Here is a 19,216-nt window from a genome sequence, read left to right on the forward strand (position 1 = left end):
CGACGACCGGTGACCCCTCGCGGGGTCACTCTCGGAAGCACGGAAAGAACATCGCGGCAACGCATCAGAGGAGTTGGACGACATGCAGACCCTGGCGAACTTCGGCGACGGCGGCGGGCCCGGCCCGTGGATCCTGTTCTTGCCCTTGATCTGGGCGCTGGTGATCGGCGGCGCCGTCGTGCTGCTGCGCCGCACCGTGTGGCGAGGCCGTCGAGGCGGCGGACCCTGGCGGCGGCCCGCCGTCGCGAACGACTCACCCATCGCCGTACTCGGCCACCGCTTCGCCTCGGGCGAGATCGACGAGGACGAGTACTGGCGCCGGCTGTCCGTGCTGAACGAGGAGTTCGGGCGCTCGGCCAAGGGCGGTGGTGCCTGAGCATGCTGGCCGAACGAGTCAACTCGGCGTGACCGCCGTGCGAAGGGTGGTCACCGCCCGGTCAACCGGCAACGGCGGACCGGGCGGGAGCATGGTCGGGCCGCAGCCCGTCGGTGGAGGATCCGACCTCCGCGAACCTGCGCGCCGTTTTCTCCTGCACCGGGCGGCGGGCCCGGCGCGAGGGTGCCGCCACGACGGCGGTCGGCAGGGTGAACCACACGACCTTGCCGGACTCGCCGTCCGGGCGGACGCCCCAGCTCTCGCTCATGGCGGCCACCATCGCCAGCCCGCGCCCGCAGGTCGCCAGCGGCTCGGCGTCGTCCACCACGGGCATCCGCGGGTCGTGGTCGTGCACCGAGACCGTGAGCCGGTCGAGGAGGAGCTCTATCTCCACCGTGCAGGTCTTGTCGGGCTGGGCATGCCGGTGGACGTTGGACAACAGCTCCGTCACGCCGAGCGAGGCCCGGTCGATCAGGGCGTCCAGATGCCAGTAGCGCAACTGCGCAGATACGATTCTGCGGACCTGGCCGATCCGCGACGGCAGAGCTTGGAGCTCCACCGTGCAGTGTCTGTTTGGGTAGCTGATCACGGCTGCGACTCCCCGACGTGAGGTCCGGAAGAACACGGAGTTCGGATCCAGCAGGGCGCCTTCAGGACGCTGCCGCCCGCTGTCGTGGCCGGCGGGCTGGTTCGCAGCGTTATCGCCGGTAAACCCAGAGTGACGTGAGACCAGAGTGACGCAGGGGGTGAGGTACCGCAACTCGCGGACATCTCAGTCGCCACGCCCCGCCGCTCGGCGCACGGCCTCGATGAACCGCCGTGCCGCGGGCGGCCCCGGCTCGCCCGGGGCGGGGTCGTGATCGCCCAGGGTGAGCAGGTACCGATTGCCGTTGAGATCCGCCGTGGCCCGGTCGTCGGGACCGAACCAGGGCTTGGACGCGCGCACCGCCTGTACCGGCGCGCTGTCGATCTCACTGCCGTAGCTGGTCAGCAGCTCGACCCGGCCGTCGCTGATCCGGACCTGCCCGGCCCGGGTGAGCGAACGCAGCCGCTTCCCGATCCGCACGCCCGTGGCCTTGAACTCCGGCTCCGCCATGCCACCCGCCCCCTTGTGCGCTCGGTGTACCGGCCCGCGCTCCCCGCGGCGCCCGGTACGGGCTCTGCCCTGATCCAGTGTGCCTCGGAAGCCTGCTCCGGCGGTGCGTCGTACCCCTCGGTACCTCTAGCCGGTATCCCGTGCGGGTCCTCGGTCCCGCGGTGAAGTCTGCCCGCACCCGGCGTCGAGCACCAGTACGTGCGACCCCCTCGCCGGGGGGCGCCCGCAGCACACACGCGAATGCGCCCCCGGGACCGCGCGCCCCCTTGCCCCGGCCTCTGCCCCTGGGGGCGCTTTGGGGGGCTCAAAGATGCGTTTATGCAGGTGAGAAGCGTGTGGAAGCTGCTTATCATCGAGGTGTCGGCCGCGCGACGTGCCGTCGGCGCGCACCGTTAGGAGCACCTCGTGAGCACTCCCCAGAAGACCCGGACCGGCGTGACCCTCGACGTCGACCACAGCGACGCCGGCTACCGCGCGTGGCTGAAAGAAGCCGTCCGCAGGGTCCAGGCCGACGCCAACCGCTCGGCCGACACACACCTGCTCCAGTTCCCCCTGCCGGAGCGATGGGGCATCGACCTGTATCTGAAGGACGAGTCGACCCACCCCACCGGCAGTCTCAAGCACCGGCTCGCCCGCTCCCTCTTCCTCTACGGCCTGTGCAATGGCTGGATCCGGCCGGGCCGGCCCGTGATCGAGGCCTCCAGCGGTTCGACGGCCGTCTCCGAGGCGTACTTCGCGAAGCTCATCGGCGTTCCCTTCATCGCCGTCATGCCGCGCACGACGAGCACCGAGAAGATCCGCCTCATCGAGTTCCACTCCGGACGATGTCACTTCGTGGACGACCCTCGCACCATGTACGAGGAGTCCGCCCGTCTCGCTGCGGAGACCGGCGGCCACTACATGGACCAGTTCACCTACGCCGAACGGGCCACGGACTGGCGCGGGAACAACAACATCGCCGAATCCACCTTCCGCCAGCTGCGCCTGGAGCGGTATCCCGAGCCGGCGTGGATCGTCGCCACGGCGGGCACCGGCGGCACCTCCGCGACCCTCGCGCGCTACATCCACTACATGCAGTACGACACGCGCGTCTGCGTGGCCGACCCGGAGAACTCCTGCTTCTTCGCCGGCTGGACCACCGGCGATCCGGACGTCGCGTGCGACTCCGGCTCCCGTATCGAGGGCATCGGCCGGCCCCGTATGGAACCGAGCTTCGTGCCGGGCGCGATCGACCGGATGATGAAGGTGCCCGACGCGGCCAGTGTCGCCGCCGTACGGGCTCTGGAGCGCGCCATCGGCCGCAAGGCGGGCGGCTCGACGGGCACGGGTCTGTGGAGCGCGCTGAAGATCGTCGCCGAGATGGTGGCCGAGGGCCGGCAGGGCAGTGTCGTGACCCTGCTGTGCGACCCGGGGGACCGGTATCTCGACAAGTACTACTCGGACACCTGGCTGGCCGCCCAGGGGCTGGACATCGCGCCCTACACCACCGCGATCGACTCGCTGCTGGAGACGGGCGTCTGGCCCGACTGAGGCCGGGCCCGCGGAGTCAGGCCGCCAGGGGCCCCAGAGTCAGGCCGCCAGCCTCCGCTCCAGCGCGGAGACGGCGTCCCGGAAGGCACGCGCCTGGCCGATGCGTATCGGCTTCATGGCGAGCCGGTACGCCGCCGTCCCGTCGGTGGCGAAGGTCCACCGCACCCGGGTGCCGTCGCCGGCGGGCGCGAGCCGCCACTCCTCGACGATCGCGCGCACCCCGGGCACGTTGGTGACGTCGACGCGGTAGGCGTACACCTCGGATTCCTCCGCCGCGATGACGGACTCGCGGAACCGGACGCCCCCGCTGAGCGTGATGTCGCGGCCGGCGCCCCCGTCGACCGCGCGGGCGACCGTCACCTGCGGAAACCAGTCGACCCAGCCGGGCACGTCCGCCAGCGCGCGGTAGACCGCCTCCACCGGAGCCGAGATCACCAGCTCGGAGACATGCCGCACGGGCGCGATCCCGGCGAAGTCGAGCCCGACCGGGCGCAGACGGTGAGCCATGGACGAAGCCCTCCTCGCACGGAACGGGCGATGACCGGAAGCGTCACCCCAGGGTCTGCCTGACAAACCCCCGCCTGCTCCGCGGCGTCTGGCACGCACGCTCGCCGCGTTGCCGAAACGCCCACGTGGCTCCGCCACGATGGTGCTCCGGCGCCTTGCGATCGCACGCACCAGACGCCGCGGAGCCCGTCCTTCGGGCGGACGACGGGGATTTGTCAGGCAGACCCTAGCTGGCGGTCCGTCAGCTGTCTGCCCCGTCCTCGGGCTCCCCGGCCACCACCAGCCGCCGCAGATGCTCCACGACCACGCCGCGGGCCTCGTCCGGCAGACCGGCGTCCGTCACGAGTGTGTCGATCCGCTCCAGGGAGGCGAACGAACTCAGGCCCACCTTGCCCCACTTGGTGTGGTCGGCGACCACCACCACCCGCCGGGCCGACTGCACGAGCCGCCGGTTCGTCTCGGCCTCCGCGAGGTTCGGCGTCGACAGACCGGCCTCGACCGATATGCCGTGCACACCGAGGAACAGCAGGTCGAAGTGGAGCGCCGCGATCGCCTGGTCGGCCACCGGCCCCACCAGCGAGTCGGACGGAGTGCGCACACCACCGGTCAGCACGACTGTGGCCGCGCCCTGCCTCGGGCCCGAGGTGCGCTGCGCCGCGTGGAAGACGTCCGCCACCCGCACCGAGTTGGTGACCACCGTCAGATCCGGCACGTCCTGCAACTGGTGCGCGAGCGCGAAGGTCGTCGTACCGCCCGACAGGGCGATCGCCGCGCCCGGCGCGACCAGCTTGGCCGCGGCCCGCGCGATGTCCTCCTTGGCGGTCAGCTCCAGGCCCGACTTGGCCTCGAAGCCCGGTTCGTGCGTACTCGCCTCGACCACCGGGACCGCGCCGCCGTGCACTTTCTCCAGAACGCCCTGGCGGGCCAGCGCGTCGAGATCGCGGCGGACCGTCATGTCCGACACGCCGAGCTTGCGGGTCAGCTCGTTGACCCGGACGCCGCCCCGGCGGCGGACCTCGTCGAGGATCAGGGATCGCCGCTGCTCCGCGAGGAGGTTCTGATTCTCGCTCACGTACGCTCCGGTCCTTTCGCCTCAATGCCGTCCGACTCGCCCGGCACACCCGCCCCCACTAGGACATTCTCCCCGGGCGCCGATGCGCGGACGTCTCATCCTCGCATGTCGCGGAGTCGGCGGCGCCACCGACTGCTCGTCGCGCACATGTCACTTGTGGCTCATCCGTCGCTTCCCAGGGTCACGGATCGGGGAGATTCCGTGACAGGAGGTGTGCGGCGCCCCGAAAGCGGAGATCCTTGTGCCCGCACGGACAGAGCCGACGGCGTGTCACGGGGGAAGTGCGAATCAGTGGAACGTGCGCAGGAACAGGTCTCTACCGGCGGGCCGGACCAGCCCGGCGGGCGGCCCGGCGAGACCGGGACCGCCCTGGAACTCCTGGTCCACGGCGTGGGCGGCACCACGCCGCAGGACATGCTCAACGATCCGCGGACGGTGCGGATCACCGGCGACAACATCGCGGCCGTCTTCCGGCGCGCCGACGACGTCGACGCGGAGACCAGCCCCGACGCCCACCGCCGTGACGGACCCGTGCCCGAGGCCTACGTCTGGTGCAACCTCACCTCCGGTAACGGCACCCGCGCCCTGTGGCTGTTGCTGCTGCCGTTCATGGTCGTCAACCTCGCCCACTGGATGCGCCCCACCGCCCGCGGCCGAAGACGCACGGTGCGCCTCTACGGCCTCCTCGTACGGCTGGCCGGGCTCACCCTGACGGTGCTGCTCGTCGCGGCGGCCTGCGAGGTCGCCCTCGACCTGGCGGCCTGGCAGTGCGCCGGCACTACCGCCTGCGCCGACCGCCATTCCTGGCTGGGCTTCCTCTCGCCCACCGTCTCGGACGGCGGCTGGTGGAGCAGCCCCGGCCGCAGGCTGGCCCTCGCTGCCTTCGTCCCCACCGCCCTGACCGCGCTGCTGTGGTACCTGTCCAAGCGCACCTGGACCGACTACGAGTCCCAGCAGCCGATCGAACGCGCCCCCGAGCCCGACGACGGCAGCCCGACCGCGCTGGGCCGGCCCGGGTTCTGGTACGGACGCCGGCTGGTGGCCCGGCTGCGCGCCGCGCACACCGCCGCCGGACTGATCACCGTCGCCGCCGCGGTCGCCGGCGCCGCCGCCCGCCGCGACCGCGAGCCCGGCGGCCCCGCCGTACTGAACATCCTGGGCCTGCTCCTGGAGGCGGCCCTCGCGGCCTGCGCGGTCGCCGTGGTGTGGGTCGTGTGCCGCCGGGGCCGCAGCGAGAGGCGCCTCGACCGGGAACTCGACGAACGTTGTGTACGACGCCTGCCGGTCGCCGCGCTCGTCCTGCTCGGTCTCACCCTGCTGTACGCGGGGTGGGAGCGCCCCGGCTGGGAGTCGGCCGGGCGGCTGCCGGGCGACATGACCTTCGGCGGCATCGCCCTGGTGCAGGGGCTGCTCGTGCTCGTCCTCGCCGTCGTCGCCCACGCCCTGCATCGCACCGACCCCGACCGGCGGGCCGTGCTGCGCGGCCTCGGCGGACCGGCCGTCGCGATGCTGGCCTGCGCCCTGGGCGGGGTGATGTCCGGCGGCGTGTCCCAGCGCGTGTCCGACTGGCTGGACGGAACCGGCACGTCGATCGAGGGCCCACCGGTCCTGCTGACCTGGCAGGCCTCCGTCATCCCGCCCCTGATCGTGGTGCTGCTGGTGCTCTTCGGCTGGCTGGGCCGGCGCGCCTGGCAGCTCGCCCGCGCCGAGCGCGACGCCGTGGCACGGGACTACCCGGACGAGGCCCAGGACCGCGCCCGGACCCGCCGTATCGCCTACACCCGCGCGATGGCGGCGCTCACCGACCGGGGACCCCGCGTCGTCGCCGTCACCTCCGGTGTCACCCTGCTGCTCGGCGCCGGAGCCCTGGTGGGCGCCCTGACCACCGACGAGACACCCGGGAAGGCCGCGCAGGGTTCCTACCCCGTCGTCCACGGCGCCGCGGAGACCGCCCAGGCCCTCGGCTCCTGGCTGATCGGCCTCGGCTTCATACTGTTCGTCACCTGGGGCCGGCGCGCCTACAAGGACGCGGCGGCCCGCCGCACCATAGGCATCCTCTGGGACGTCGGCACCTTCTGGCCGCGCGCCGCCCACCCCTTCGCCCCGCCCTGCTACGCCGAACGCGCCGTGCCCGACCTGACCTGGCGGATGGCGACCTGGACCCGGACCACCGGCGGACGGCTCGTCATCTCCGGCCACTCACAGGGCAGCGTGCTCGCCGCCGCGGCGGCCTGGCAACTCGCCCCCGCCGCCCGCAAACGCGTCGCGCTCCTGACCTACGGCTCCCCGCTGGAACGCCTCTACGGCCGCTGGTTCCCGGCGCACTTCGGCCCCGCCGCGCTCGGCTCACTGCACCGGGAGGTCGACTGCTGGCGCAACCTCTACCGGCTCACCGACCCCATAGGCGGCCCGATGCGCCTGCCCGAGGACCGTGGCCACCAGGTCGACCACGGCCCCCTGAAGGACCCGCTCGCCTACGGCCGTACGGATCTGCTGCCGCTGCCCGCGCCGATCCTCGGCCACTCCGACTACCAGGCCGACCCGGCGTTCGCCGAGGAACGCCGCAAGCTGCTGGCCCGCCTGACACCGGGTCTGCCGGCCCCGCGGCACCCCGGCGAGGCGCCCTGCCCGGGCCCGGAGGAGGATCCTCAGAGCAGCTCGGGCAGATCCTCGTCGTAGAGCAGCGTCAGGTCGTCCGTGCTCGGCTCCGCGACCTGGGCGACGCGGCTCGCGTGCCGCTCCACCATCGCCTCGAACGTCTGCCGCGCGGTACGGCCGTTGCCGAAGGCCGGGCCCTTGGGGAGCTCCGTGAAGTACTTCCCCAGGGCCTCGGCGGCGCCCGGCGCCAGCCGGTACTCGTGCTCCTCGGCCTGCTGCTCCACGATCCGCAGCAGATCCTCGGGGCCGTAGTCGCTGAAGGTGATGGTCCGCGAGAAGCGGGACGCCACACCCGGGTTGACCGACAGGAAGCGCTCCATCTCGGCCGTGTAGCCCGCCACGATCACCACGACCGCGTCCCGGTGGTCCTCCATCAGCTTCACCAGCGTGTCGATGGCCTCCTTGCCGAAGTCGCGGCCCGCGTCCTCGGGGGACAGCGCGTACGCCTCGTCGATGAACAGCACGCCGCCGCGCGCCTTCTCGAAGGCCTCCTGGGTGCGGATCGCGGTCGAGCCGATGTGCTCGCCGACCAGGTCGACCCGGGAGACCTCGACCAGATGGCCCTTCTCCAGCACACCGAGGGAGGCGAGGATCTCGCCGTACAGCCGCGCGACCGTCGTCTTGCCGGTGCCGGGGGAGCCGGTGAAGACCAGGTGCCGCTTGACCGACGCCGCCTTCAGGCCGGCCTGCTGCCGACGTCTGCCGACCTCGATCATGTCGGTGAGGGCACGCACCTCGCGCTTGACGCTCTCCAGGCCCACCAGCGCGTCCAGTTCACCGAGGACCGCCTTGGACGTGCGGGACGGCTCCTCGGGCTCCACGGCCGGGGCAGGGGGCTCCGGTTCGGTGCGCTGTCCCGGGAGGGCGCCCAGCAGACCGGGGGAGTGGCTCACCGTCTGCACGGCCGTTTCCCGCGCCGCGGTCGCCCTGAGCCCCGCGCTCTCGTCGCTGGTGCAGTCCTCCACCACGGGGCCCGTGCCGGACGACGCGTCCGAGCCGCTGTCCGCGAACTCGTAACCGCCGCGCGTGCACCGCTCCGTGCGGCACTTCCTGAGCGTCGTACGGCTGCCGTCGATCACATGGAAGCCGTAGCCGCCGCTGCCCGTCACCCGGCAGTTCTGGAAGCTGCCGCGGCCTCCGGCCGAGACATAGACCCCGGCCTCCGCCGGGGAGTCGATGGTGCAGCGCTCCACGGTGGGGTCGGCGCCCTTGGTGACGATGACGCCGGTCTGGGTGCCGTCCAGCGTGCAGTTGCTGAGGGTGCCGCCGCTGCCGTGGTCGCGGAACCAGGCGCCCGTCGCCGCGTCCCGGATCCGGCAGTCGTCGAGCTGGGCGGTCGCGCCGTCGCTCACCGACACGGCCGTGTTGCGCACCTGCGACAGGTCGCTGTCCACGACGTCCGCGCGCGAGCCGCGGTCGAGGACGAACAGCGCGTCCGGCACGTCGTGCACCCGGCAGGAGTCGAGCACCGCCGTGGCGCCGTCGCTCACCCACACCGCCGGATAGTCGCCCGTGCTGTCGAAGATCTCGCACTGGTTGGCGTCCACGCGCGTGCCCGGGTCCCACACCGACAGGCCGTTGCGCCCGAACTGCCGCACCGTGGTGCGCGTCAGCGTGAGGACCGAACGCGAGCGCAGATCGACCGCGTTCTCCGGGATGTCGTGGATACGGCAGTCGGCGAGCGTCAGCACGGCGTCCGTGTCCAGCGTGACGCCGTCGGCCGTCGTCCGGTGCACATCGCAGTCCGTGAGGTGCGCGGTGGCCCGGCCAGTGATCTGCACCCCGCTGCCCCGGACCTCGTAGATCTCGCAGCCCACCGCCTCCAGCGCCGAGTTCTCCCCGGTCGCCGACAGGCCCGAGCCCGAGGTGTGGTGCACCCGGCAGCGCTCCAGACGGGGGTGGGCGCCGCCGCGCACGGCCACGCCGGACTGGCCGGCCGCGACGACCTCGCACTCCTCGAACAACCCGCCCGCGCCGTCGAGTACGGCGATGCCGACGCCCGCCGGATTGTCGACCGCGCAGCGCCGGACCGTGGGCCGGGCGTTGCCGCGGACCTCGATGCCCGCCGCCGAGCGCGTGACGACCCGCACGTCCCGCAGCTCCGGTGTGCCCTCCTCCACCAGCACGGCCGGGGCCGCCGAGTCCTGGCCCTCCACATGCAGGTCCTGCACCACCGCCGAGGCGCGCACGGTCAGAGGCACCCCGTCCAGCGGCGCGATCCGCACCGAGCCGGGGGAGCCCTCGGGCCCCCGCAGGGTCACCGAGCGCTGCACGACGAGGTTCTCCCGGTAGGTGCCGGGGGCGACGGTGAGGACGTCTCCGTCGGCCGCGGCCTCCAGAGCGGCGGCGAGCGATGCGTACTCACCCGTGCGGCGCCGCCACCGCGACGTGCCGGTGTGCGTCACCTGGACCGTGCCCTGTGCCATGGTGTAGCTGTGCCCCCACCTCGGTCGTACTGATGGCTCGTTCGCCCTCGGGGCGCTTCAGCCCGTGTCGTGAGTCGCGGCCGTGCTCGGCCTCTGTGGCCTGCGCGCGCACGCGGCAGCGACACCGGCGCGCCCCTCCTGCTCGCTCGCGCGCGGGTTGTGCCGATCGTCTCGGCCGGACCACCGTAGCGTGCGCGCGGGTGATGGGTTGACCAGAGTCGAAAGGCCGTCTCAGCTGCCGGTGCCCGTCCTGCCCCAGTCCGGGCCCGCCTTGTCCCATGCCTGGTCCCAACGGGCGTACCTGCGGCGGACCATGCGCCAGACGATCAGCCGCCTGGCGCCCTCCACGAGGCCGCCAGCCGCCAGGGCCGCGCCTATGCCGCCGATGACCGCGTGCGTCGACGCCGTCGCGGGGTCGAGCGGGCGGGCCACCATCCGGCCCTGCCGGTCGGTCCATATCCGGAACTCGTCGCCCTGCTGCGGGTCCTTGAGGCCCGCCAGGACCGGGCCCTGGTGCGCGGTGCCGTCCGGGGCGGTCCAGTCGGCGAGGACGCGATTGCGCAGGTCCCTGCCCGACGAGGTCTCGGGATCGGCGTCGAGGGGGGAGCGGTCCAGCTTGCGGACCACCGTGGCCGTCACCTGATGCCGGGCCTCGTGCTGTGCCCGGACAGACTGCTGCAGCGTGTCCTGGGCGGCGACTCCGACGAAGGATCCGGCCACCGGGGCGACCAGGAGGATCAGCAGCAGGGCCGCCAGCGCCACCCACGCCTCGGCCAGATCGGTCGCCCGGCACAGTGGATTGCGCCGCCAGCGCCAGAGTCCCCTGATCGCACGCACCGACCGCACCCCCTTCCCGCTCCGTGATAACCCCCCGCGGAGCCCTCCACGCGCGGACCCGTAGAAGAGAGAGCCAGATCACCTCTCACGGGTCTCTCATGAACTTCTCACACCAGGCCAACGCCCGGGCCCGCGGCCCTGTTCCCATCCCGGTCGGGGACCTCCCGCCCGCGCCGCTCGAGGATCCTGACCGGGTCCCCGACCTGGATCGTGCCCTCGGAGAGGGGTACCAGGTTCTGCCCGAAAACCAGCTTGCCGCCGAGCCGACGGTGCTGCCCGAGGCTGTACAGGGGCTCGCGGCCGCGCTCGCCCGAGCCCTGGTCGGTGGTGGTCACCACGCACCGGCCGCAGGGCTTCGCGACCCGGAAGGACACCTCCCCGACGGCGATGCGCGACCAGGTGTCCTCGGCCCAGGCGTCGGTGCCCGCGACGACCACGTTGGGCCGGAATCGGTTCATGGGCAGCGGGCCCTCGTCCGCGTGGTCGCCCTGCGCGATCAGGGTGTTGAGGGCGTCGAGCGAGGCCGCCGTCGTGAGCAGCAGCGGGAAGCCGTCGGCGAAGGAGACGGTCTCGCCGGGGCGCGCGTACTCGGGGTCGACGGGTCGGCGTGTGGCCGGATCGGGCATGTACACCAGGCGCGCGTCGATGCCGAGGTAGGCGCTGCACCAGGCGTGCGCGGCCTCGTCCTCGGCCGGGACCGCGTCGACCTTGTCGCGGAAGATCTGCACCGGCACCATGCCGAGGGGCCGGGGAACGGGCACCGTCAGCGGCTCCATGCCGGGCGCGGACAGCCGGACGCCGCCGTCCGGGAGGAGATCCGCGGCGGCGGTCGCGAGGCGCGGCTGCTGGCGTTGCGTGACGACCCTTCCCCCGTCGTCGATCAGCACCCAGCGCCGGTCTCCGGCCAGCCCCCAGGGCTCGACGACGGCCTTCCGGGGCGCCAGGCCCCGGACCGCCTTGACCGGATGGACGTGGATCGAGTGCAGACGTGCGTTCCCCATGGGGTCATCGTGCCAGCCGGCACCGACAACCCCCGGGACCGCTCAGTACCCGCGGTACTGCTGGTTGTTGTACGGGTCCTGATAGGGAGCCGGTGCGGGGCGGGGAGCCGCCGGGCGCATCGCCTCGTAGCCGCCGGGCGCCGCCGGGCGGGGCTGCTGGGGCTGAGGGCCGGGATAGCCGCGCGGTGCGGAGGCCTGCTGCGGGATGTACGCCGCGGGCGCCTGCTGGAGCGGGGCGGGCTGCTGCGCCTGCGGATAGCCATAGGCGGGCTGGGAGGGGGCTGCCGGGAGGGCGGGCAGCGCCGACGGGAGGGCGGGCAGGTTGCTGCCGGGCATGTCGTATTGCGCGGGGACCCGGATCGGGGCGATCTGCGGGGTGCCCCGCTCGGCGACGAGCCTGTCGTAGATCGGGGTGTCCGGGAAGGAGGCGGAGTAGTAGCCGCCGCCATAGGTGGAGCGGGGGGAGGTCATGCCACATAAGTTAAGCCAACGATGTGCTGGTTGGGGAGACCGATAAGAGGGTTGTTTTCCGCGTCCCCCGTGACCTGGGATCCCCAATGCGAGCGAACTCGCCAAAAAAGGGCACCGAACAGGGTTCTGATCCTGTAAAGGCCGAGTTCCGAGCCGGTTACCAGGGGTTGGCCGGCGGTCTTCCGGCGGCGGCGCATGGGAGTTCGCCGCGCGGAGGAATAGGTTGTGCGCACGGAACTCGACAGGCGGCCGGGATGTGCCTGGCGCGGTGATACGCGATGGGGGCGGACATGCAAATGCTGAAAGGTTCAAACACTCCTGTGCCTACCGCGGCACTGCGCGTGGAATTGGGCTGGCGGACCGGACCTGGCGTGCCCGACGCGGACGCTTCCGCTTTGCTGCTGGTAAGCGGGAAGGTGCGTTCCGACGCGGACTTCGTCTTTTACAACCAGCCCGCGCACTCCTCCGGCGCGATCCGCCACGAGGGCAAGCGCCACACCGACGGCCGGGTGACCGACGCGCTCCTCGTCGACCTCACGCGCGTGGAGCCCTCGATCGAGACGGTCGTCCTCGCCGCCTCCGCCGACGGCGGCAGCTTCGGGCAGGTCCCGGACCTGTACATCGAGGTCCAGGACGCCGGCCGGAGCACTCCGATGGCCCGCTTCGACAACCCGGGCGCCACGAGTGAAACCGCTTTCGTGCTGGGTGAGTTCTACCGCCGCCAGGGCGCCTGGAAGTTCCGCGCCGTCGGGCAGGGCTACAGCAGCGGGCTCGAAGGGCTGGCCACGGAGTACGGCATCACGGTCGACGAACCGCAGCGGACGGCCCCGGCCGCGGCAGCGCCCCCGCCCGCGGCACCGGCGGCACCTGCGCCGGTTCGTCTGACCAAGGTGACGCTCACCAAGGCGGCCCCCTCCGTCTCGCTCACCAAGCAGGGCGGCACCTCCGGCGCCCTCCATGTGAACCTCAACTGGGAGGTGCGCAAGCAGTTCTCGGGGTGGAGCGGCAAATTCGGCCGCCCGGCCGCGATGCACTCCGACCTCGACCTCGACCTGTGCGCGCTGTTCGAACTCACCGACGGCAGCAAGGGCGTCGTACAGGCCCTCGGCAACGCCTTCGGAGCGCTGCACCAGCCTCCGTACATCCACCTCGACGGCGACGACCGCACCGGCGCCGTGGCGGCCGGTGAGAATCTCACCGTCAATCTCGACCACAAGAACGCCTTCCGGCGCCTCCTCGTCTTCGTCACCATCTACGAAGGCGCCCGCTCCTTCGCCGACCTGAACGCCACCGTCACGCTCCAGCCGCAGTACGGCGCCCCGATCGAGTTCTCCCTCGACGAGTGCACGGTCCCCTCACCGGTGTGCGCGCTCGCCCTGATCACCAACACGGGCGGCGATCTGGTCGTCCAGCGGGAGGCGCGCTATCTGGTGCCCGAGCGCGGGGTCAGCCCGCAGCGCACGGTCGACTACGCCTACGGCTGGGGCATGAACTGGACCCCCGGCAGGAAGTGACCGCCCTTCCCGCCGACGGCCGTCAGCCCTCGTCGGGCACGGCTTCCGGACGGGCGTAGGTGCGGCCCTTCCAGGCCGCACCGCGTCCCCGGTAGTGCTGCACCGCCGAATCGACCGTCATGAGGAGATAGAGGAACGCGGTGAACGGCAGCAGGGGAGCGAGCCACAGCGGCTGCCGGTAGTAGCGGAGCATCGGGACGTACGTCCCGGTCATCACCAGCCACGCCAGTCCGCCCGTGGTCGCCGCCGCCGCGCTCCCCGCGGCCAGGCCGGCCACGACCGCCACCGGCGGCACCAGGTACACCAGTGCCAGCCCGGCGACCGTGCCGGCCAGCAGCAGGGGGTTGTGCCGCAGCTGGGCGTACGCGCTGCGCGACACCATCCGCCACAGGTCGTGCAGCCGTGGATACGGCCGCACGCTGTCCACCCGGTCGGCGAGCCCCAGCCAGACGCGCCCGCCGCCGCCCTTGACGGCCCGGGCGAGAGCCACGTCGTCGATGACGGCGTGCCGGAACGCGTCCGGGACCCGCACCCGCTCGGCGGTCTCCGTACGCAGCAGTACGCAGCCACCGGCTGCGGCGGCCGTCCGCGTGCCCTCCTTGCCGATCCGCCGGAAGGGGTAGAGCTGCGCGAAGAAGTAGACGAAGGCCGGCACGACGAGCCGCTCCCAGGCGCTCCCCACCCGCAGCCGGGCCATCTGCGAGACCACGTCGAATCCTCCCGTGCGGGCCGCCGCCACCAATTCCCGCAGGCTGTCCGGCGCGTGCGCGATGTCGGCGTCCGTCAGGAGCAGATACTCCGGATCACGCGCGCGTGCCAGGGTGATGCCGTGGCGCACCGCCCACAGCTTCCCGGCCCAGCCCGGGGGCGGTTCGCCCGGCGAGCCCACGGTCAGCGGCAGCCCGCCGTGCAGGCGCGCCAGTTCCCGCGCGAGCTCACCGGTGCCGTCCGAGCTGCCGTCGTCGACGAAGAAGACCTCCGCCCGCCCCGGGTAGTCCTGAAGGAGCAGGGACGGCAGCGCGGCGGGCAGCATCGCCGCCTCGTCGCGGGCGGGGACGACGACGCACACGGAGGGCCACGCCTCCGGGTCCCGGCGGGGCGGCAGTCGCACGTCTGTGCGCCAGAAGAAGCCCTGGCAGAGCAGCAGCCACAGCCAGGCGAGAAGTGATCCAGCGGCGGTCCACACAACGGCGCTCACGCGCGCAGTCTGCCCCACCGGGCCTGCCCGGGAAGGCTCATCGTCTATCGTGATCGGGTGAAGATCGCGCTCATGGACTCCGGAATCGGTCTGCTGGCGGCCACCGCCGCGATGAGGCGTCTGCGCCCCGACGCCGATCTCGTGCTCTCCCTCGACCCCGACGGCATGCCGTGGGGACCGAGGACCCCGGAGGACCTGACCCAGCGTGCCCTGGCCGTCGCCGAGGCGGCCGCCGAGCGCCGCCCCGACGCCCTGATCGTCGGCTGCAACACCGCGACCGTGCACGCGCTCACCGCCCTGCGCGCCCGCCTCGAACCGGGACTCCCGGTCGTCGGCACCGTCCCGGCGATCAAGCCCGCCGCGGCCGGCGGCGGGCCCATAGCCATCTGGGCCACCCCGGCCACCACCGGCAGCCCGTACCAGAAGGCCCTGATCCGTGACTTCGCCGGCGGAGTGCCCGTCGCCGAGGTGCCCTGCTGGGGCCTCGCCGAGGCCGTGGAACACGCGGACGAGGCGGCGATCGACGCCACCGTGGCCGCGGCCGCCGCGCTGACCCCCGACGAGGTGACGACCGTCGTCCTGGGCTGCACCCACTACGAACTGGTCGCCGAGCGCATCCGGGCCGCCGTCCAGCGCCCCGGCCGCCCGCCCCTCGTGCTGCACGGCTCCGCGGGCGCCGTCGCCGCCCAGGCCCTGCGCCGGCTCGGCGAGCAGCCCGCACCGGGAGCCCCGCCCCACGGCACCCTGACCGTGCTGCTGAGCGGACGCGAGGGCACGCTGCCCGCGCCCGCCCTGGCGTACGACGAAGGGCGACTGCTCCAGGCGGTCACCCCCGCACGCTGACCGGCACCTGTCACCGGCCGTAGCCCGTTCCGGACGGGCCTCCGCCGGTCGGCGCAGTCACGCTCCGCCACGAGGTACCGGCGGAGCGAAACCTGAGTAACCTCATATGCATGAGGGACCACCCCCACGGCGAGAACACCTCCCACTCGCACCCCGATGTCTGGACCGGCCGTGCCACCAATCGGGTCCAGTGGCTGCTGGCGCTGGTCGGTGCCGCCTGCCTGGCGCTGGGCATCGAGCTGGCCGTCGACTCGGCGTGGAGGTCCGGCGCCGCGCTCGTCATGGCCGTCGTCGGGTGCATCGCCGCCGGGCTGCTGGTCCTCTTCGGAACGCTCGCCTTCGTGCACGTCGCGCTCCGGGTCGACGACGAGCACCTCGAGGTGCGCTGCGGCCACATCGGGCTGCCCCGCCGTCGTATCCCGCTCTCCCATGTGGCGGGCGCGACGTACCTGCCGTATGTCACCCCCCGGCACTGGGGCGGCTGGGGCTACCGCTGGCGGCCCGAGAAGGGCACCGCGGTGGTCGTCCGCCGGGGTGAGGGCGTCGTGCTGGAGCTGTGGGACGGCCACACCTTCACGGTCACCGTGGACGACGCGGAGGCGGCCGTGCAGGTGATCAAGGCACGGCTGCGGCCCACCAAGCCGGAGGCTCCCGCGCACTGAGCGCGGTGGATCGCCGGCCGTGATCACCGGGGCGGCCTCACCAGGCAGGCGTACGTCCGGCGCCGCGCGGGTGGGTGTCCGGGGCGCGGGTCGCCTGCTCGTCGGCCCAGGGGCGTGCCGTGGCCGTCCCCGCCAGCAGACCCGCACCGACCGACACCGCGGTGAAGCTCAGCGCGTTGCCCATCGCGGCGATGGCGGCGAGGGCCGTCAGGGTCGCGCCCGCGGTGAGCACCACCGGCGTCGGGCGCGGACCGCGCCACAGCGCGTACAACACCCAGCCGAACGCCGCCGCCATCAGGGCCACGCCCACGAGGCCCTGCTCGGCCGCCTGCTGCAGAGGCGCCGAGTGGGGCTTGCCGTCGGACAGCAGCGACTGGGCGGAGGTCGTGCTCAGCTCCCCGAAGCGGCCCGGGCCGACCCCCAGCACGGCGTCCTCGCGCAGCAGCTGCCACGCGTCCTCCCAGAGTCGTACGCGGTGCGGAGTCAGCCGCCCTTCGAGGGCGGCCACCAGCCCGCCCGGTACGGCCCGCGCGGCAACCGCCCAGGCCAGACAGGTCACCAGGGCGGCGACCGCGGCCAGGAGGACCAGGCCGGCGCCGCGACGGCGGGTGCGGCCCGCGGCGAGCGAGCACAACAGCACCGCGAGGCAGGTGACGCAGCCGGTGGTCGAGCCGAGCACGGCCGCCAGTACCGCGGTCCCGGCGGCCAGCAGGCGCAGGGCGATCCGGGCGGCCGGAGCGGCGGCGGCCCAGGCCGCGCAGCACGCGGCACCGGCGGACAGCGTCAGCACGGCCGCCGTGGCCCCGGCATGTCCCAGGGGCGCGGTGATCTGCGGGCCCGGAGCAAGATGCGGAACGGCCACGGTCAGCGCGACACCCGCCAGCGCACCGGCGCAGGGCGTGCCGACCGGCAGCAGCGCCCCGCCGATCCGCCCGGCCGCGTAGCCGGCCGCCACGGCCAGCACCGCGAGGAGCACCCCCTCGGGCCGGCCCTCGTGCACCGCGGCCGTGAGCAGGGACCAGCCCGCGCACGCTCCCAGCACCACGACGCCCGCCGCATCGGAAACGATTCTTCTCTCGCCGTCCGCGTCCAGTCCGGACGCGGACGTCAGCCCACGTGAACCCACCCCGCCCCGCCCCCGCACCACGTCGCCCCCGACCTGTGAAGACCCCCGGCCGCACCGGCCGTAACCGGCCGCACGACTGAAACTTCGGCACACCGTAGCCGCTGGTGGACGGTTTGTGGATGTGTCGTGACGAAATGAGCAGGAACGATGCTGCGGGGGCGGGGCCACGCCGCGCGTGGACCCCCGTACGGTGTGCTGCCGTCGACCCTCGGACCGCGCTGTCGGCCTCAAGGTCACGCGCCTTAGACTCCGGGAGTGACCGTCACCGCAACCTCCGTCGGCGAGTCGGACCAGTTGGAGCCGCGGAACGCGCCCCGGGCGCGGACGTGGGCCCGGCGTCTGCTTCCGGCCGCCGCAGCCGCGCTCTCCGGCCTGCTCCTGTACGTCAGCTTCCCGCCCCGCACCCTCTGGTGGCTGGCCCTGCCGGCCTTCGCCGTCTTCGGCTGGGTGCTGCGCGGCCGGAGCTGGAAGGCGGGACTGGGCCTCGGCTACCTCTTCGGCCTCGGCTTTCTGCTGCCGCTGCTGGTGTGGACCGGAGTGGAGGTCGGGCCGGGCCCCTGGCTCGCCCTGGTGGTCATCGAGGCGGTCTTCGTCGCCCTGGTCGGCGCGGGCGTCGCGGCGGTGTCGAAGCTGCCCGCCTGGCCGCTGTGGGCGGCCGCCGTGTGGATCGCCGGAGAGGCGGCACGCGCGCGTGTGCCGTTCGAGGGCTTCCCCTGGGGGAAGGTCGCGTTCGGTCAGGCCGACGGGGTGTTCCTGCCGCTCGCGGCCGTGGGCGGTACCCCGGTGCTCGGCTTCGCCGTGGTCCTGTGCGGCTTCGGACTGTACGAGGTCGTCCGCCTGGCCGTGGAGACCCGGCGGACCGGGACGGTACGACGGGCCGCCGCGGCCGTGGGCCTGCTGAGCGTGGCCGTCCCCGTCGTGGGCGCCGTGGCCGCACGGCCGCTGGTCAGCGACAAGGCCGAGGACGGCAGCGTGACCGTCGCGGCGATCCAGGGCAATGTGCCCCGCGCGGGCCTCGACTTCAACTCCCAGCGCCGGGCCGTGCTCGACTACCACGCGCGCGAGACGGAACGCCTGGCCGCCCAGGTCAAGGCCGGCAAGGTCGCCCGTCCCGACTTCGTCCTGTGGCCGGAGAACTCCTCCGACATCGACCCCTTCGCCAACCCCGACGCCCGCGCCGTGATCGACAAGGCGGCCAGGGCCATCGGCGTGCCCATCTCGGTCGGCGGCGTCGTCGAGCGCGACGGCAAGCTGTACAACGAGCAGATCCTCTGGGACCCGGCCAAGGGCCCCGTCGACACCTACGACAAGCGTCAGATCCAGCCGTTCGGCGAGTACCTGCCGCTGCGCTCGTTCATCGGCGCGATCAACAAGAACTGGACGGCGATGGTCCGCCAGGACTTCAGCCGGGGCACCGAGCCGGGCGTGTTCACCATGGACGGCGCCAAGGTCGGCCTCGTCACCTGCTACGAGGCCGCCTTCGACTGGACCGTGCGCTCCGAGGTCACCGACGGCGCCCAGATGATCTCCGTGCCGAGCAACAACGCCACCTTCGACCGCAGCGAGATGACCTACCAGCAGCTCGCCATGTCCCGGGTCCGCGCGGTCGAGCACAGCAGGACCGTGACGGTGCCGGTGACCAGCGGAGTCAGCGCGATGATCATGCCGGACGGCAAGATCACGCAGAAGACCGGCATGTTCGTCGCCGACTCACTCGTTCAGAAGGTGCCGCTGCGGTCCTCCCAGACCCCCGCCACGCGGCTCGGCATCCTGCCGGAGATCGCCCTCGTGCTGGTCGCGGCCGGCGGACTGGGCTGGGCCGTCGGCGCCGGTCTGCGCGGACGACGCGCTGGTGACGTATAGCCGTACGCCCGTCGCACGCTGCCTGAATCGCGCGAG

The 19,216-nt window shown here is 72.9% G+C and carries 17 protein-coding genes; 7 read left to right on the forward strand and 10 right to left on the reverse strand.

Going from position 1 to position 19,216, the window contains the following annotated elements; translation table 11 throughout:
• Window positions 1-82 precede the first annotated feature (82 nt).
• The gene (locus NNW99_RS35920; RefSeq protein WP_215123346.1) at window positions 83-376 is read left to right on the forward strand and encodes an SHOCT domain-containing protein; all 294 of its coding nucleotides are present in this window, start codon (window positions 83-85) and stop codon (window positions 374-376) included.
• 61 nt (window positions 377-437) lie between these two features.
• Here the strand turns inward: NNW99_RS35920 and NNW99_RS35925 are convergent, their stop codons facing one another.
• Both NNW99_RS35925 and NNW99_RS35930 read right to left on the reverse strand, forming a co-directional pair.
• Complete coding sequence (locus NNW99_RS35925; protein WP_255961323.1) at window positions 438-935, reverse strand: ATP-binding protein; 498 nt, start codon at window positions 933-935, stop codon at window positions 438-440.
• Between the two features lie 213 nt (window positions 936-1,148).
• A complete protein-coding gene (locus NNW99_RS35930) occupies window positions 1,149-1,472 on the reverse strand; it encodes a hypothetical protein (protein ID WP_215123349.1) in 324 nt (107 codons plus the stop codon).
• Window positions 1,473-1,877: 405 nt separating this feature from the next.
• Between NNW99_RS35930 and NNW99_RS35935 the strand changes: the two genes are divergently transcribed.
• Window positions 1,878-3,002, forward strand: a complete 1,125-nt coding sequence (locus NNW99_RS35935) for a PLP-dependent cysteine synthase family protein (protein ID WP_215123351.1) — start codon at window positions 1,878-1,880, stop codon at window positions 3,000-3,002.
• 39 nt (window positions 3,003-3,041) lie between these two features.
• Here the strand turns inward: NNW99_RS35935 and NNW99_RS35940 are convergent, their stop codons facing one another.
• Both NNW99_RS35940 and NNW99_RS35945 read right to left on the reverse strand, forming a co-directional pair.
• A complete protein-coding gene (locus tag NNW99_RS35940; RefSeq protein ID WP_215123352.1) occupies window positions 3,042-3,509 on the reverse strand; it encodes an SRPBCC family protein in 468 nt (155 codons plus the stop codon).
• Between the two features lie 241 nt (window positions 3,510-3,750).
• Window positions 3,751-4,581: a DeoR/GlpR family DNA-binding transcription regulator gene (locus NNW99_RS35945; RefSeq protein ID WP_215123354.1), complete on the reverse strand. Its 831-nt coding sequence runs from the start codon at window positions 4,579-4,581 to the stop codon at window positions 3,751-3,753.
• Window positions 4,582-4,872: 291 nt separating this feature from the next.
• Between NNW99_RS35945 and NNW99_RS35950 the strand changes: the two genes are divergently transcribed.
• The gene (locus tag NNW99_RS35950; RefSeq protein WP_215123355.1) at window positions 4,873-7,260 is read left to right on the forward strand and encodes a hypothetical protein; all 2,388 of its coding nucleotides are present in this window, start codon (window positions 4,873-4,875) and stop codon (window positions 7,258-7,260) included.
• Here the strand turns inward: NNW99_RS35950 and NNW99_RS35955 are convergent.
• The 4 genes from NNW99_RS35955 to NNW99_RS35970 all read right to left on the reverse strand — a co-directional run bounded on the left by NNW99_RS35955 (window position 7,230) and on the right by NNW99_RS35970 (window position 11,974).
• Entirely contained in the window at window positions 7,230-9,665 is a 2,436-nt protein-coding gene (locus NNW99_RS35955) for a right-handed parallel beta-helix repeat-containing protein (protein ID WP_215123356.1), read from the reverse strand. The genes NNW99_RS35950 and NNW99_RS35955 overlap by 31 nt on opposite strands.
• Window positions 9,666-9,896: 231 nt before the next feature.
• Window positions 9,897-10,502 carry a hypothetical protein gene (locus NNW99_RS35960; protein WP_215123357.1) on the reverse strand — a complete coding sequence of 202 codons (606 nt, stop codon included), beginning with the start codon at window positions 10,500-10,502 and terminating at the stop codon, window positions 9,897-9,899.
• Between the two features lie 107 nt (window positions 10,503-10,609).
• Window positions 10,610-11,503 (reverse strand): MOSC domain-containing protein, encoded by an 894-nt coding sequence (locus tag NNW99_RS35965; RefSeq protein WP_215123359.1) that lies wholly within the window; start codon window positions 11,501-11,503, stop codon window positions 10,610-10,612.
• A 42-nt stretch (window positions 11,504-11,545) separates the two neighbouring features.
• Window positions 11,546-11,974, reverse strand: coding sequence for a DUF6643 family protein (locus NNW99_RS35970; protein WP_215123360.1), 429 nt, complete (start codon window positions 11,972-11,974; stop codon window positions 11,546-11,548).
• Between the two features lie 296 nt (window positions 11,975-12,270).
• Here NNW99_RS35970 and NNW99_RS35975 point away from each other — a divergent pair, with 296 nt between their 5' ends.
• On the forward strand, window positions 12,271-13,488 hold the full coding sequence (locus NNW99_RS35975; protein ID WP_215123362.1) for a TerD family protein: 1,218 nt from the start codon (window positions 12,271-12,273) through the stop codon (window positions 13,486-13,488).
• A 22-nt stretch (window positions 13,489-13,510) separates the two neighbouring features.
• Here NNW99_RS35975 and NNW99_RS35980 read toward each other — a convergent pair whose 3' ends face one another.
• Window positions 13,511-14,704 carry a glycosyltransferase gene (locus NNW99_RS35980; RefSeq protein ID WP_215123363.1) on the reverse strand — a complete coding sequence of 398 codons (1,194 nt, stop codon included), beginning with the start codon at window positions 14,702-14,704 and terminating at the stop codon, window positions 13,511-13,513.
• Between the two features lie 39 nt (window positions 14,705-14,743).
• On the opposite strand from NNW99_RS35980, the gene NNW99_RS35985 reads away from it, so the two are divergent.
• Together NNW99_RS35985 and NNW99_RS35990 are read left to right on the forward strand one after the other, a co-directional pair.
• Complete coding sequence (locus tag NNW99_RS35985) at window positions 14,744-15,529, forward strand: glutamate racemase (protein WP_215123364.1); 786 nt, start codon at window positions 14,744-14,746, stop codon at window positions 15,527-15,529.
• Between the two features lie 110 nt (window positions 15,530-15,639).
• Window positions 15,640-16,191, forward strand: a complete 552-nt coding sequence (locus tag NNW99_RS35990; protein WP_215123366.1) for a hypothetical protein — start codon at window positions 15,640-15,642, stop codon at window positions 16,189-16,191.
• A 37-nt stretch (window positions 16,192-16,228) separates the two neighbouring features.
• On the opposite strand, the gene NNW99_RS35995 is transcribed toward NNW99_RS35990, so the two are convergent.
• On the reverse strand, window positions 16,229-17,236 hold the full coding sequence (locus NNW99_RS35995; protein WP_251058020.1) for an O-antigen ligase: 1,008 nt from the start codon (window positions 17,234-17,236) through the stop codon (window positions 16,229-16,231).
• A 336-nt stretch (window positions 17,237-17,572) separates the two neighbouring features.
• Between NNW99_RS35995 and lnt the strand changes: the two genes are divergently transcribed.
• Complete coding sequence (gene lnt, locus NNW99_RS36000) at window positions 17,573-19,180, forward strand: apolipoprotein N-acyltransferase (protein WP_215123369.1); 1,608 nt, start codon at window positions 17,573-17,575, stop codon at window positions 19,178-19,180.
• Window positions 19,181-19,216: the final 36 nt, after the last annotated feature.

This window comes from Streptomyces sp. CRCS-T-1 (assembly GCF_024442335.1).
In the GTDB taxonomy this organism is placed as follows: domain Bacteria; phylum Actinomycetota; class Actinomycetes; order Streptomycetales; family Streptomycetaceae; genus Streptomyces; species Streptomyces koelreuteriae.